The following is a 13,081-nucleotide window of genomic DNA, read 5'->3' as shown; positions in this document are numbered from 1 at the left end:
GCCAGTGAAGGATGCGATCATGACTCTTGCGGAAAAAGCCTATGTTTCCCTGCGCAAAGACATCGTCGATGGCTGCTTCGCTCCCGACAGCCCGCTGCGCCTTGCCGAACTCAGCGAGCGCTACAGGATGGGCTTCTCGCCGCTGCGCGAGGCGCTGAACCGGCTTCAGGCGGAACGCCTTGTCACTGCCGAATCCCTGCGCGGCTTCCGCGTCTCGGCCCGGTCGCTGGCCGAGTTCGAAGATGCCCTGCACGCCCGCCTTCTGGTCGAGACCGAGGCGCTGCGTCTTTCGATCGCGCAGGGCGACGATGCCTGGGAGGCGTCGATCGTCGCCGCGCTTTACGCCCTTCGTCGACAGACCGGGCGGGAAAGCAGCGATGTGGACGAATTGAAGACCCGCCATCACGCCTTTCACCGCGCGCTTCTTGCGGCCTGCGGCTCCGACTGGCTGATGAACTTCTTCGAACGCCTCTATGCCGCGACCGAGCGCTATCGCATCCCCGCGCTGCTGGACGCCGGGCCGCAAAAACGCGACATCGACGCCGAACATGGCGACATCGCCGATGCCGTCCTGGCACGGGATACGACCCGGGCCGAACGTCTGCTGCGCGACCACTACCTGCAGACCGCCGCCATGATCCGCTCGGGCATGGTCGAGAGTGATGCCCCGTTGATCTGAGCGGGTTCGCCCTTTCTGCGCGACTCGGGCCGCCGGGCTGACGCAAGCGGTATCGGCAAAGCAGTCAGGTCCTTACGGCAGTCTTGAAGTAGGCAACGGCGAGCTTTTTCAGCTGGGTGACGACCTTGGCCTGCTCGTCCGGCTCGGCCTTCGCGGCGCGGTCGAACAACACGATGGCGCTGTCGCCGAAGACCGAATGCATCCGGTCCCAATCCTCGAAATTGCCCTCGATGTTCCAGACGGCCATGAAGGGTTGCAGCGCGACCGCGACGTCCTGGCTGCTGCGGCTGTAGGCGTCGTAGAGCACCGGATCGAGGATGAAGCTGCCTTGCAGCGCGCGCGAGGCGGCGTTGCCCGCCCAATCGTCCACCGCCGCATCCAGCATGGCGGGAATCACCACCTCCAGCGGCGCATCGGGCGGCATCCGGTCGATCACCGCCAGCATCGAGGCGGTCTGCTTGTCGATGAAGTCCACCGCCAGATAGCGGACCAGCGCCTCGCGGTTGGGGAAGTATTTGTAGAATGTCGAGATATTCACTCCGGCCCTTGCCGCGATGGCATCCGTCGTCAGCCCGGCGAAACCGCTTTCGGCCAGGATTTCGATGCCGGCATCGACCATCTTGCGGAACTTGGCCAAGGCGCGGTCCTGTTGGGGTTGGACCAGCAAGAAGTCTTCAGGTTTCATCGGCGCATCCTCTGGTTCGGCAAGCGTAGCCAAGTTGCTGCAGAAGGAAACCCGAAACGCATCAAGCCCAGGTCGACTTGAGAGTTTCATTGTTTTCCGTCGCTTGCCGTGCATCGCGGCTGTCCCTCCGCGGCAGTGTCGGGCAGTGAATTGCAAAACTCAAGAAATACTTGACTTATGGCCTGCGCGCCGCAAGACTGCCTGAACGATGTCGGCCCATCAGCCGACCCCGACCTCTACCCAACTGACCGTGGCACCCAAGGCTGCCCCGGCGAACCTCTTGGTTCGTCGCCGGGAGAAGCTTTGCCGGACAGCCACGGAAGCCATCGAAGGCGACAAGACACCAACGACATGCGAACAGGGATGACAGCAACATGGACCAAAGCGGTCACGACAGGGTTCACACCCTAAAGAAGAACTCCATCGGATTGAGCCTGCTGGTGTTCATGGTGATTTCGGCGGCGGCGCCGCTGACCGGCATTGCCGGGGCCATCCCGATCGCCATGTTGCTGGGCAATGGAGCGGGAATTCCCGGCACCTTCGTCCTGATGGCGATCATCATGGCGATCTGGGCGGTGGGTTTCGTCGCGCTTGCCAGGCGGGTCCGCAACGCGGGCGCCTTCTATGCCTACAGCGCCCGCGCTCTGGGAGGGAGGGCCGGTGGCACTGTCGCGCTGATCGCGGTTCTCGCCTACAACGCCATGATGTTCGGACTCTTGGGCCTTCTGGGCGGCGTCGCCTCGGGCGTCTTCGGCCAGTTCGGCCTGAACCTGCCGTGGTGGGGATGGAGCCTGATCGCCACGGCACTGATCGGCATCCTGGGCTACAAGGAAGCCGAGTTGTCCGCCAGGGTGCTGATGGTCCTGGTATCCCTGGAGGTGGTGATCGGCCTGATCGTGGCCGTCTCGATCCTCGCAAGGGGTGGAGCGGGCGATCTGTCCTACAACATCCTCGATCCCGCGCTGATCTTCGTGCCCGGCGGCACGGTGGCCGCGATCCTGTTCACCTTCGGCTCCTTCATCGGCATCGAGGCGACGGCGATCTACACCGAGGAGGTGCGCGATGCCGACCGCACCGTGCCAAGGGCGACATTCCTTGCCATCATCCTGATCGGGCTGTTCTACACTTTCACCACCTGGACCATGGTTGTGGGTACCGGGGTCGACGCACTGGTGCCCGCCATTGCCGCACTGCCTGACCCGACGCTCTATCTTTTCGGACTGGCCGAGCAATATGCCGGGGGCACGGTGGCGATGATCCTCGGCGTCCTGCTGGTCACATCAATCTTCGCTTCGGCCCAGGCCATGCACAACTTCATCGCCCGGTATTTCTATGTCACGGGCCGAGAGGGGCTGCTGCCTGGCTTCATGGGGGTGACCCACGACAGCCATCAAAGCCCGCATGTCGGCTCGGTCGTGCAGACGGCAATGGCGATCGTGGTCGTGATCTTCTTTGCCGCGATGGGGCTGGATCCGGTGCTGAACCTGTTCACCTGGGTCGCCCAGGTCTCGGTTCTGGGCGTGCTGACCATGATGGCGATCACCTCCTTCGCGGTGCTGGCCTTCTTCCGCCGCCATCGGGGCGAAGAGCCCGGCTGGAAGGTGGTGCTGGCCCCGGTCGTCTCGGGCCTGCTGATGGCAGCGATGGCGATCTATACCCTGATCGGCTTCGGCCCCTCGACCGGCACCGTGCCGCCACTGTCTTGGATCCTGCCAGGTCTGGTTCCGGTCTTTGGTCTCGCGGGCTGGCTGGTCGCGGCGCGGCTCGAGACGGCCAGTCCCGCGCGCTTTGCCCGGATGGGCGCCAACCGCGACTGAGATGGCACGCTTCCGGGGGTGGTGCCGACGCTGGCCCACCCCGCCCTCTCCTCCGACATTCCTCAACTCAAAAGGCAATCACATGGCTCGTGATCCCAGACATGACGTGCTGTTCGAACCCATCCGGATCGGCCCCAAGACCCTGCGCAACCGGTTCTGGCAAGTGCCGCATTGCAATGGTGCGGGGTCGGACCGGCCCGGCTTTCAGGCCATGCACCGCGGCATGAAGGCCGAGGGCGGCTTTGCGGCGGCCTTCACCGAGGTCTGCATGGTCGCCCCCGACAGTGACTCGATGCCCTGGGTCGGCAGCAAGCTGATCGACCAGGGCGACATCCGGAACCTGCGGATGATGACGGATGAAATCCACAAGCACGGCGGGCTTGCCGGGGTGGAACTGACCCATGGCTCCAGCTTCTGCTTCAACGCCGAAACCCGGATGCCGAACCGCGCGCCCTCGCAAGTCCCGAACGAGATGGAGGGCATGTCGAGCGCCCGCGAGATGTCGCTGAAGGACATCCGCAAGATGCAGCGCGACCATGTCGATGCGGCGCACCGGGCGCGCGAGGCAGGGTTCGACCTGTTGACGGTCTTCTGCGGACTGGCGACCGTTCCGAACTATTTCCTCTATCCCTGGAACAACAAGCGCGCCGACGCATACGGTGGCTGCTTCGAGAACCGCGCGCGCTTTACGGTCGAGCTGATGCAGATGCTGCGCGATGAGATCAAGGATTGCGCCATCGGCATCCGCTTCCCGATCGACACGCTGGACATGCCATTCGGCTATGGCGACCAGGGCGTGCGGGCCGAGGAGGATGGGGTGAAGTTCATCGCCCTGCTGGATGATCTGGTGGATTACTGGGACATCAACATCGGCACCCTGAACTGGGGTGAGGATGCCGGATCGTCGCGATTCTTCGAGAGCAATCACGAAGCCCCCTATACGCGCCACGCCAAGCGGGTGTCGAAAAAGCCCGTCATCAATGTCGGCCGCTTCACCGATCCCGACGTGATGGTCAAGGCGATCAATTCCGGCCAGTGCGACATCATCGGCATGGCGCGGCCCTCAATCGCCGACCCGTTCCTGCCGAACAAGATCCGGGATGGCAGGTATGAGGACATCCGCGAATGCATCGGCTGCAACGTCTGCGTCAGCCGCTGGGAGAAGGGTGGCCCGCCGATTTGGTGCACGCAGAATACGACCGCGGGCGAGGAATACCGCCGCGGCTGGCACCCGGAGAAATTCACGCCGACGCGCAACCCCGAACCCGCGATCATGGTGGTGGGCGCCGGTCCCGCCGGTCTGGAATGTGCCATGGTGCTCGGCAAGCGCGGCTATGAAACCGTGCAGCTGATCGACGCCCAGCCGGTCGTCGGCGGCCATCTGAACTGGGTGACGAAACTGCCGGGCTTCGGCGCCTGGAAGCGGGTTGCTGACTGGCGGCTGACGCAGCTGAAACTGCACACCAATGTGGGGATGGAACTGAACAACACGCTCAGCCTGGACGACATCCTGAACTACGGCGCGCGGCATGTCATCTTCGCCACCGGTTCCAGCTGGGACACGACCGGCATGAGTGCGCCGATCCACGATTACATTGCCGGGGCAGATGCCTCGAGGCCCGAGATCGTCACGCCGGATCAATACATGGCGGGGGGAAAGCCGGTGGGCAAGCGGGTAGTCGTCGTCGACCATGACGCCTACTACATGGGCTCTGCCGTGGCGATCGACCTGGCCCAGAAGGGGCATGAGGTGGTCTATTTGACCCACAACGAAAGCGTCGGCCCCTATTTGCGCTACACTTTGGAGGAACAGCGCGTCCACATGACGCTGATGGAGCTTGGCGTGAAGCTTCTGCCCATGCAGTTCGCGCTGTCGGTCGAGGGTGGCAAGGTGACTTCGGTTCACAAATGGACCGCCGAGGAAACCGAAACCCCCTGTGACTCGGTGCTGATGGTCACCTATCGCAAGTCCGAATGCGCGATCTACGACCAGCTTCAGGCCCAGCCAGAGCGGTTGAAAGAGGCGGGCATCGCCTCGATCCACCTGATCGGCGACGCGCATACGCCGGGGATGATCGCGCAGGCGACCTTCTCGGGCGCGCGGCTGGCGCGCGAGTTCGACAGCGACGATCCCGACACGCACCAGCCCTTCATCCGCGAGCGCCGTCTTATCGGCGCGACGGAAGAGGATTACCGGCTGGGCGCCCCCACCTTGTCGGCGGCCTTGGGTGGGAGGGCTGCGAAATGAGTTATCCAGAAGGGCTGATGCCAACGCCGCTGGCGCCCCTTTATGCCGAAGGGGTGGCAGACTGGATGGACGTCTTCGGCTTTGCCATCCCGGTCACATGGGGCGATCCCGCGGCGGAATACGACGCCATTCGCAACCGCGTGGCGGTGATCGAGTTCTCGATGCTGTTGAAATACGATGTCACCGGGCCGGGCGCCGCGGACTGTGTGAACCGGCTGTTCTCGCGCGATGTGACGGCGATGAAGCCGGGGCGGGTTGCCTATGGCGTGGTGGTAGGTCCGGACGGTCACATGATCGACGACTGCACCGTGTTCCTTCACGGCCCGGAGCGGGTCATGGTGATGGGGGCAAACCCGCGCCTGGGCGCGGAGTTGTCGCATCATGCCGGGCCGGGCGTTCACGTTCGGGAATGCCGCGCCGAATTTGGGCAGATCGCCGTGCAGGGCCCGAACTCGCGCGCCCTGTTGCAGGGGCTGACAAAGGCCGACCTCTCGAACGAAAGCCTGCCCTACTACAGCTTTCGCACGGGCGTCGAGATTGCCGGGATACCGATGCAGATCAGTCGCCTGGGGTTCACCGGAGAGCTGGGGTATGAGCTGCTTTTGCCCGTGGCGGAGGTGCCGAAGCTGTGGCAGGCCCTGACGGTTGCAGGGGTCGCCCACGGCCTGCGCCCGGTGGGTGGCGTGGGCCTGATGATGGCGCGGATCGAGGCCGGGCTGATCATGGGCGGGCTCGACTACGACGAAAACTCCACCCCCTGGGAATGCCGGATGGGCTGGGCCGTCGATCTGTCGAAACCGGACTTCCAGGGCAAGGTGGCGCTTGCCGCCTCCAAGGCCACACCGCGCGTCACAGTGGCAGCCATTGCCTTTCCCGAAGGAACCGAGGGCCTCGACGGGGCCGAAGTCCTGGCCGATGGCGAGGCCGTGGGAAAGATCAGCATGGCAGTCCCCTCACCCCTGCTCGGCGGTCAAATGCTCGCCATGGCGCGCATCGACCCGATCCGGGCGACGACGGGAGCGAAGGTTTTCGCAGCAGGTTCGCCGGGCGTTCTGGTCGACCTGCCGGTCCACGATCCCGAACGGAAGCGGGCGAGAAGCTGAGGGGCTGAGCGCCGGACAGCCGGGGACCTGTCCTGCGCAGTCAGCCGCCTGCGGCAACAAAGGCCGCGCGCTTGGCCTGCTCGGCGGCAAGATCGTCCTCGTCCCAATAGCCGATGAGGACGCCCGCTTCGATGTTCAGGTCATAGGCCTGCGCACGCGCGTCGTTCCGGGTGATCTCCGCATCCGAAACCGTGGTCTGGCTGCGCGTGGAGCGGCTCCATTTCGCCAGCGCCTCGTAGAGATGCGCCCGGATTCCGGCATGGGCGGGATCGGTGCCGAGATCATGAAGCTCCTGCGGGTCGGTCGCCAGGTCGTAGAGCATCGGGGCAAAACCATCGGCGTGGATGTATTTGAAGCGCCCGTCATAGACCATGTAAAGCCGGGCCTCTGGAATGGGGACGGCGAATTTTATCCGGGCCAGGTCAAAGGCATAGTCATACTCGCTGATCGCGACCTTGCGCCACTCCGGCCGTTCGCCCCGCAAGAGTGGCATCAGCGAGCGGCCTTCGAGGATATGCGGCAGGGCCGCCCCGCCAAAGGCTTCGACGAAGGTCGGCGCAAGGTCGATCATTTCGACCAGCGCCTCGCAGGTCGTGCCGCGCGTGGCATTGGCGGCGGGGGACGGATCGGCGATGATCAGCGGCACCTGCACCGAGGGCGCGTGGAAGAGATATTTCTCGCCCAGCCAGTGATCGCCCAGGTAGTCGCCATGGTCCGAGGTGAAGACGACCACGGTTTCCTCGGTCAGCCCCTGCTCGTCCATGAAGCGGAACAGAAGGTCCAGTTGGTCGTCGATCTGCTTGATCAGGCCCATATAGGCCGGAATCACGGTCTCCCGCGCACCTTCGCGGTTGAAGACGGTGGAATAACGCTCTTCTTGAAAGGCCTTCAGGATCGGATGTGCGTTCACCCGCTCCTCTTCGGTCCGGTTGGCGGGCAGGACATGCTGAGGGCCATACATCTCGTGATAGGGGGCGGGCACGATATAGGGCCAGTGCGGCTTGATGTAGGACAGATGCAGGCACCAGCGCTGGCCGCTGGCCTTGGCCTCGCGCATGAAATCCATGGCGCGGCGGGTCATGTAGGGGGTCTCTGAATCCTCCTCGGCCACGCGGGCGGGCTTGTCGGCGTGCGAGTAGAGCCAGCCGTTCAGGATGGTGCCATCCGCTGCCTGCCCGGAATTGGCCAGATGCTCCCAAGGATTCGCCGCCTGATAACCCTTGTCGCGCAGATAGCGGTCATAGGCCGGATCGGGCGAATATGGGCCGTCGGGGTGCAGACCGTCGTCGCGTTCGTAGGGTTCGAAGCCACATTCCGAAACGTGAACGCCGATCACGCTCTCCGGCGCGATGCCCAGTCGTGCCATCCCCTCATGATCGGCGACCATGTGGGTCTTGCCGACCAGAACGGTGCGCACATCAAGCTGCTTCAGGTGATCGCCCAGCGTCAGCTCGCCAAGCTTCAGCGGCACACCGTTCTGGGTGCTGCCATGGCTGCGCATGTAGCGGCCGGTATAGGTGCACATCCGCGACGGGCCACAAATGGTGGATTGCACGAAGGCCTGAGTGAAGCGCACACCGCGCGCGGCCAGCGCGTCGATGTTCGGCGTGTGCAGATGCGGGTGGCCGTAGCACGACAGGTAGTCGACGCGCAGCTGGTCGCACATGATGAAAAGCACGTTACGGGCCATGGTCACTCTGCCGGCCGCTGGTCGCGATAGTGCCAGAAAAGCCAGTTCTTCTCCAAGCGGAACACCCCCGCATTCACAATGATTCCCGCCAGCGAGATGAAGGCGATGCCCGCCAGACCGGCGTCGATCTTGAAGGTTTCCTGGCTGCGTTGCAGGAAGGTGCCGATACCATTGGTGGCCAAGAGCATTTCCGAGGTCACGCTGACCAGCAGGCTGGAGGCGATGGCCAGCCGGGCGCCAGTGGCGATCATCGGCAGCGACGAGGGCAGGTCGATCAGCCGCATCGTCTCGAACCGGCTGAGGTGCAGCGATCTTGCCACCCGCGACAGCATGGGATGGATCGAGTGCGACGCCTCGTAGGTGTTCATCAGCAGGGGCACGGCGGCGGCATAGGCGATGATCACCACCTTGGCCCCGTCGCCCGTCCCGGCAAAGAGCATGACCAGCGGGATGATGGCGGGGGGCGGCAGGGTGGCCAGCATGTCCATCAGCGGCTCCAGCACCCGGCCAATGACGCGGACCCGACCGAGGAAGATGCCAAGCGGAATCATGGTCACGGCGGCAAGCCCGAAGCCTACGACGGCGCGCAGCAAGGTGATCCCCAGTTCGCGCAGGATCACCGGGTAATTCGCCCAGATCGCCAGCGCCACCTTGCCCGGGCCGGGGAAGAGCGGTGTCCTTTGCAGCATGGCCGCGACTTGCCAGAGAGCCAGAATGGCAAGCGGTACCAGAAGGCCCCAAAGGGCGATGCGGGTCTGGCGCGTCATTCCGAACGCTCCATCATCCGCATGTGCCAGCCGGTCAGGCCACGGCGCAGAAGGTTGACCAGCCCGTTCAGCAAGACGCCGTTGATGGCAACGAGGAACATCAGGCCGAAGACCTCGGGGGTGCGCATTGCAAAGGCCTTCTTGAAGATCATGAAGCCGATGCCATCACGGCCCGCCAGCATCTCCGACACGATGACCGCGATCAGGCTGATGGTCGCGGCATAGCGGATGCCGGTGAATATCTCGGGCAACGCGGCGGGCAGCTTCACCCGCCACAGGAGACCCCAGTTCGTCAGCCCGAACATCCGCCCGGTGTTCAGCTGCACCGGCCCCACGCCTGCGAGCGCGGCCACGCCGTTCAGATAGGGCGGCCAAACCGTGACGAGGATGATGACGAAGGCGTAAAGCTTGGAGCCCAGACCGAGCATGAATACCGCCATGGGCACGAAAGCCGCCGGCGGAATGGGTTGAAGCACGTCCGAGACATAGCGGATGCCGCGCGACAGGATCGGCGAAAGGTCCGACACGATTGCCAGCGCCACGCCCAGAAGCGCCGCGCCGATCAGCCCGATCAGGGCGCGCAGGAAAGTGGTAGCCCAGGCGGCGATCACGGAGCCATCGGTCAGCATCTGTCCGAACGCGACAGCGATGGTCGGGATCGAGGGGAAGTATTTCTCGTTCACCACCCCCAGCACGAACACGATCTGCCAGACACCCAGAACCAGCGCGATGCAGATCGGAACCCGGAACTTTTCGGCCAGAACCGCGATTCCAGGGATCATGACAGTGCTTTGCCCTGCCGCATCGACCGGATCAGCTCCATCACTTCGTGGCGCGCATGCAGGAAGGCCGGGGCTTCACGGGTGGAAATCTGATCGCGCGGCTTTGGCAGGTCGACGACGATCTCACGCACCACGCGGGTCGGACGGGGGCCAAGCACCAGAACACGGTCGGCCATGTAGACCGCTTCCTCGACATCATGGGTCACCAGCACACAGGTCTGGTCGAAACGCTTCGCGAGATCGAGAAGCAGATCCTGCATGTCGGCGCGGGTCTGGGCGTCGACGGCGGCAAGCGGCTCGTCCAGCAGCAGAAGCTCGGATTGCGAGGCGATGCCGCGGGCTATCGCCACCCTCTGCTGCATCCCGCCAGACACCTGCCAGGGGTAATGCCCGGCAAATCCCGGCAGTCCGACGGCTTCCAGGATTTCCAGCGCGCGCGCCTTCTTCTGCGCCGCGTCCATACCCGTGACCCGGCGCATGCCGAACAACACGTTGTCGAGGTTGGTCTTCCACGGCAGAAGCGAGCGGGAGTAGTCCTGAAACACCACCGAAAGTCCGATGGGCGGGGCGGTCACGACCTGCCCCTTGAAGCCCACCTTGCCCAGGTTGGGCGATAGCAGGCCCGACAGGCACATCAGCAAGGTGGTCTTGCCGCAGCCGGAGGGGCCAACCAGCGAGACGAATTCGCCCTTGGCGATCGACAGGTTCAGCCCGTCGATGATGGCCATGCGCGTGTCACCGCTGCCATAGCTCTTGCCAACGTCACTTGCGGTGAGAATGCCTGTCATCGGGTCCCCCGGAAAAGCTGGCGGGCCGACAGCCCGCCCTGCCGTTTCAATATTTGAGTTCCGAGACGAATTCGGCACCGTCCAGCGGGCCGGGGTGCATGCCGGTCTTGACCATGGCATCCAGAATGCGCTGCACGTCGGCCGCAGTGATCACCATGCTTTCATTGACGATCGGCAGGCTGAAGGACTTGGCCGCCTCCGGCGTCAGTTCCATGAATTGCACCGCAGCGCCTTCCAGCGCGGTACGGTCGGCAAGCAACTCCTTGCGCGCCCTGTCCATCACCTGCGCGAGCTTGATCGCCGTCTCGCCGTTCGCGGCAAGCCAGTCTTCCGAGGCAAAGAGCGCATCGTTCATCAGCGGTGTGGAAAGATCGGCCAGCGTGCCGGTGGCGATTTCGACCGCGCCCAGATTGGCATTGCCCCCCATCGAAGCATGGAACGGGTTGATGGTGCAGGTCGCATCCAGATTGCCCTGCTCCAGCGCCGCCTCCTGTTCCGGGAAGGGCAGCACGACCGTCTCCACATCGTCCATGGTCAGGCCGACCGTTGCCAGATGGTCGCGCCACATCAGCTCGCACAGCCCGCCATTGGCGTTGAAGCCGATCTTCTTGCCCTTCACCCCGGCCAGATCCTTGATCCCCGAGGCCCCCGAAGCGACCAGCCAAGTATAAGTCTTGTCCGGCGCCACTTCCTGCGACAGTTGCAGGAACATCTTGACCGGCACGCCGTTCAGTCGGCCATTGATCGGCGGCACGGGTGCGGCATAGCCGACATCGGCCTCACCTGCGGCAACGGCAGAAACCACCGCCGGCCCGCCCTGCACGGCGATGAATTCCGCGTCCAGTCCGGCCTCGGTGAAATAGCCCTTCTCTTGCGCGTACAGCGCCGGAAGCATCGAATCCGCCAGGAAATAGGCCACGGTCAGCTTGGCGTCTTCTGCCCAGGCTGCAAGGGACGAGCCAACCAGGGCGGCAACAGCCACCCCGCCCAGCACGGCCCGACGGATGATTTTAGCCATTTCCTTCTCCCTGCTTATATGGTTTATACCATGAACCGATGGTTCAATAACTATGTGGCGTCAGCCTGCTTGTGTCAACGGGTCGGCGTGAAATACTTAACTCGTGAAGAAAGTGAGGAATTGCATGACCATAGCGGTCCAACGCGCACTTTCGCTGCTGGAGCTTTTTACAGAATCAGCCCCCGAGATCGGGCTGTCCGACGCGGCGCGGCTGTCGGGCCATGACAAGGCCACCGTCCACCGCCTGCTTGGCACATTGCGAGCGGCGGAACTGGTCGAGCAGGACCCCCAGACCAAGCTGTACCGGATCGGACCGGCCGTCCTGCGGCTGGCGCGCGTGCGGGAAAAGAGCATGCCGCTGCTTTCTGTCGTCCAGCCCCTGCTTGGCCAGCTTACCCAGGAGACCGGCGAGACCTCGCACTTCTCGCTTTACACTGGGGAATCGCTGGTCGTGGTCGCGAGTTGCGACAGCAGCAAGCCCAACCACGTTGCCATGAGCAGGCTGGAGGCACTGCCCCTGCATGCGACTGCATCGGGGATTGCCTATCTGGCCTTTGCCGCGGCGGATCTGGTGGAGCGTCTCGTTGCGAACCCGCTGACCCGCTACACGGGCCGCACCGTCACCGATCCCGACGGCATCAGGGACACGCTTCAGAAGGTGCGGCAGGCGGGTTTTGCCATCGTGGACAGATGCTACGACGACGATGTGCTCGGTATCGCCGTTCCCGTGTTCGGCGCGCCGGACGCGACGGCCATCGGTGCCTTGGCCGTCGCCGCGCCGAGATCGCGAATGACCAAACCTGCGCAGGCGCGGATCGTCGAGTTGCTGGCAAAAACCAACTGCGAATTGTCGAGGCGCATGGGCCTGCTGGGCAGCGTGACACCAGGATAGCGGAAAGCTCTTTTCGCCAAAGTCCTGCCGGCGGCGCGCAGCGTCAGAGCGATTTCTGGGCCTGATCCGGCGGCCCAGCGTGTCCGGTGTCGGGCGCGGGCAGCGCCTGCACCTGCCGATGCCGCCAAGGGCCTGCAAGCACGCATCTGGGGGCCCATGCGCAGAAGATCGGAGGGGCCTTTGCCGATCGCCTCACCACGGACGAGGCCTATGGGGCCGATGAACCGGCTTACCCTTGGGCCCGGCGGGGAAACTCCGGGCCCAAGGGATCAATGCCGGTCAGACATTCATCGCGGCGACGATCTGGATGGTGCGGCCCGCCACGACGTGATCAGCCCAGGCGGCGGCATCGTTGACCTCGTGCAGCACCATGACAACGCTTTTCCCGCCGTCACTCAGGTCGGCACGTTCGTGCATCGGGCGGCGGGCATGGGCCATGTCCAGCGCAGCCAAGGGTTACTCCAGCAAAAGCCAGTCGGTCCCCCGCGCGAAGGACATCGCCTGATGCGCCTGCCGGCGCTGATCGACTGACAGTCCGTCCAGGAAACGGTCGGCCAGCGGCTCCAGCTCCGCCGCCAGAATGGCAGGCACCGTGATCGGCTGGGCCTGTCA

General features: G+C 64.2%; 13 protein-coding genes. 5 read left to right on the top strand and 8 right to left on the bottom strand.

Annotation, left to right across the window (positions count from 1 at the left end; genetic code table 11):
- The first annotated feature begins 19 nt into the window (after positions 1-19).
- Positions 20-679: an FCD domain-containing protein gene (locus JNJ68_RS09965; RefSeq protein ID WP_294982006.1), complete on the top strand. Its 660-nt coding sequence runs from the start codon at positions 20-22 to the stop codon at positions 677-679.
- A 64-nt stretch (positions 680-743) separates the two neighbouring features.
- Here the strand turns inward: JNJ68_RS09965 and JNJ68_RS09960 are convergent, their stop codons facing one another.
- On the bottom strand, positions 744-1,364 hold the full coding sequence (locus JNJ68_RS09960) for a TetR/AcrR family transcriptional regulator (protein WP_294982004.1): 621 nt from the start codon (positions 1,362-1,364) through the stop codon (positions 744-746).
- A 428-nt stretch (positions 1,365-1,792) separates the two neighbouring features.
- Here JNJ68_RS09960 and JNJ68_RS09955 point away from each other — a divergent pair, with 428 nt between their 5' ends.
- From JNJ68_RS09955 to JNJ68_RS09945, 3 genes are all read left to right on the top strand, one after another.
- Positions 1,793-3,181 (top strand): APC family permease, encoded by a 1,389-nt coding sequence (locus JNJ68_RS09955; protein WP_294982002.1) that lies wholly within the window; start codon positions 1,793-1,795, stop codon positions 3,179-3,181.
- Between the two features lie 82 nt (positions 3,182-3,263).
- Positions 3,264-5,429, top strand: coding sequence for an FAD-dependent oxidoreductase (locus tag JNJ68_RS09950; RefSeq protein ID WP_294982000.1), 2,166 nt, complete (start codon positions 3,264-3,266; stop codon positions 5,427-5,429).
- Positions 5,426-6,532, top strand: a complete 1,107-nt coding sequence (locus tag JNJ68_RS09945; protein ID WP_294981999.1) for an aminomethyltransferase family protein — start codon at positions 5,426-5,428, stop codon at positions 6,530-6,532. The genes JNJ68_RS09950 and JNJ68_RS09945 overlap by 4 nt, the downstream gene beginning before the upstream one ends.
- Positions 6,533-6,572: 40 nt before the next feature.
- Here JNJ68_RS09945 and JNJ68_RS09940 read toward each other — a convergent pair whose 3' ends face one another.
- Genes JNJ68_RS09940 through JNJ68_RS09920 form a run of 5 tightly spaced genes read right to left on the bottom strand, consistent with a single transcriptional unit; the run spans position 6,573 to position 11,577 of the window.
- A complete protein-coding gene (locus JNJ68_RS09940; RefSeq protein ID WP_294981997.1) occupies positions 6,573-8,222 on the bottom strand; it encodes a sulfatase-like hydrolase/transferase in 1,650 nt (549 codons plus the stop codon).
- A gap of 2 nt (positions 8,223-8,224) precedes the next feature.
- Positions 8,225-8,989, bottom strand: a complete 765-nt coding sequence (locus JNJ68_RS09935; protein WP_294981995.1) for an ABC transporter permease — start codon at positions 8,987-8,989, stop codon at positions 8,225-8,227.
- Positions 8,986-9,771, bottom strand: coding sequence for an ABC transporter permease subunit (locus JNJ68_RS09930; RefSeq protein WP_294981993.1), 786 nt, complete (start codon positions 9,769-9,771; stop codon positions 8,986-8,988). The genes JNJ68_RS09935 and JNJ68_RS09930 overlap by 4 nt, the downstream gene beginning before the upstream one ends.
- Positions 9,768-10,559: an ABC transporter ATP-binding protein gene (locus tag JNJ68_RS09925; RefSeq protein ID WP_294981991.1), complete on the bottom strand. Its 792-nt coding sequence runs from the start codon at positions 10,557-10,559 to the stop codon at positions 9,768-9,770. Before JNJ68_RS09925 ends, JNJ68_RS09930 begins: the two co-directional genes overlap by 4 nt.
- Before the next feature lie 46 nt (positions 10,560-10,605).
- Positions 10,606-11,577, bottom strand: a complete 972-nt coding sequence (locus JNJ68_RS09920) for an ABC transporter substrate-binding protein (RefSeq protein ID WP_294981990.1) — start codon at positions 11,575-11,577, stop codon at positions 10,606-10,608.
- Positions 11,578-11,701: 124 nt separating this feature from the next.
- On the opposite strand from JNJ68_RS09920, the gene JNJ68_RS09915 reads away from it, so the two are divergent.
- On the top strand, positions 11,702-12,469 hold the full coding sequence (locus JNJ68_RS09915) for an IclR family transcriptional regulator (protein WP_294981988.1): 768 nt from the start codon (positions 11,702-11,704) through the stop codon (positions 12,467-12,469).
- Positions 12,470-12,748: 279 nt separating this feature from the next.
- On the opposite strand, the gene JNJ68_RS09910 is transcribed toward JNJ68_RS09915, so the two are convergent.
- On the bottom strand, positions 12,749-12,922 hold the full coding sequence (locus JNJ68_RS09910; protein ID WP_294981987.1) for a hypothetical protein: 174 nt from the start codon (positions 12,920-12,922) through the stop codon (positions 12,749-12,751).
- 3 nt (positions 12,923-12,925) lie between these two features.
- On the bottom strand, positions 12,926-13,060 hold the full coding sequence (locus tag JNJ68_RS09905) for a hypothetical protein (protein WP_294981985.1): 135 nt from the start codon (positions 13,058-13,060) through the stop codon (positions 12,926-12,928).
- Positions 13,061-13,081: the final 21 nt, after the last annotated feature.

Source organism: Tabrizicola sp., from assembly GCF_016793705.1.
In the GTDB taxonomy this organism is placed as follows: Bacteria; Pseudomonadota; Alphaproteobacteria; order Rhodobacterales; family Rhodobacteraceae; genus Tabrizicola.
The sequence above is the reverse complement of the archived record's forward strand: the minus strand, read 5'-3'. Positions and strand labels throughout refer to the sequence as shown.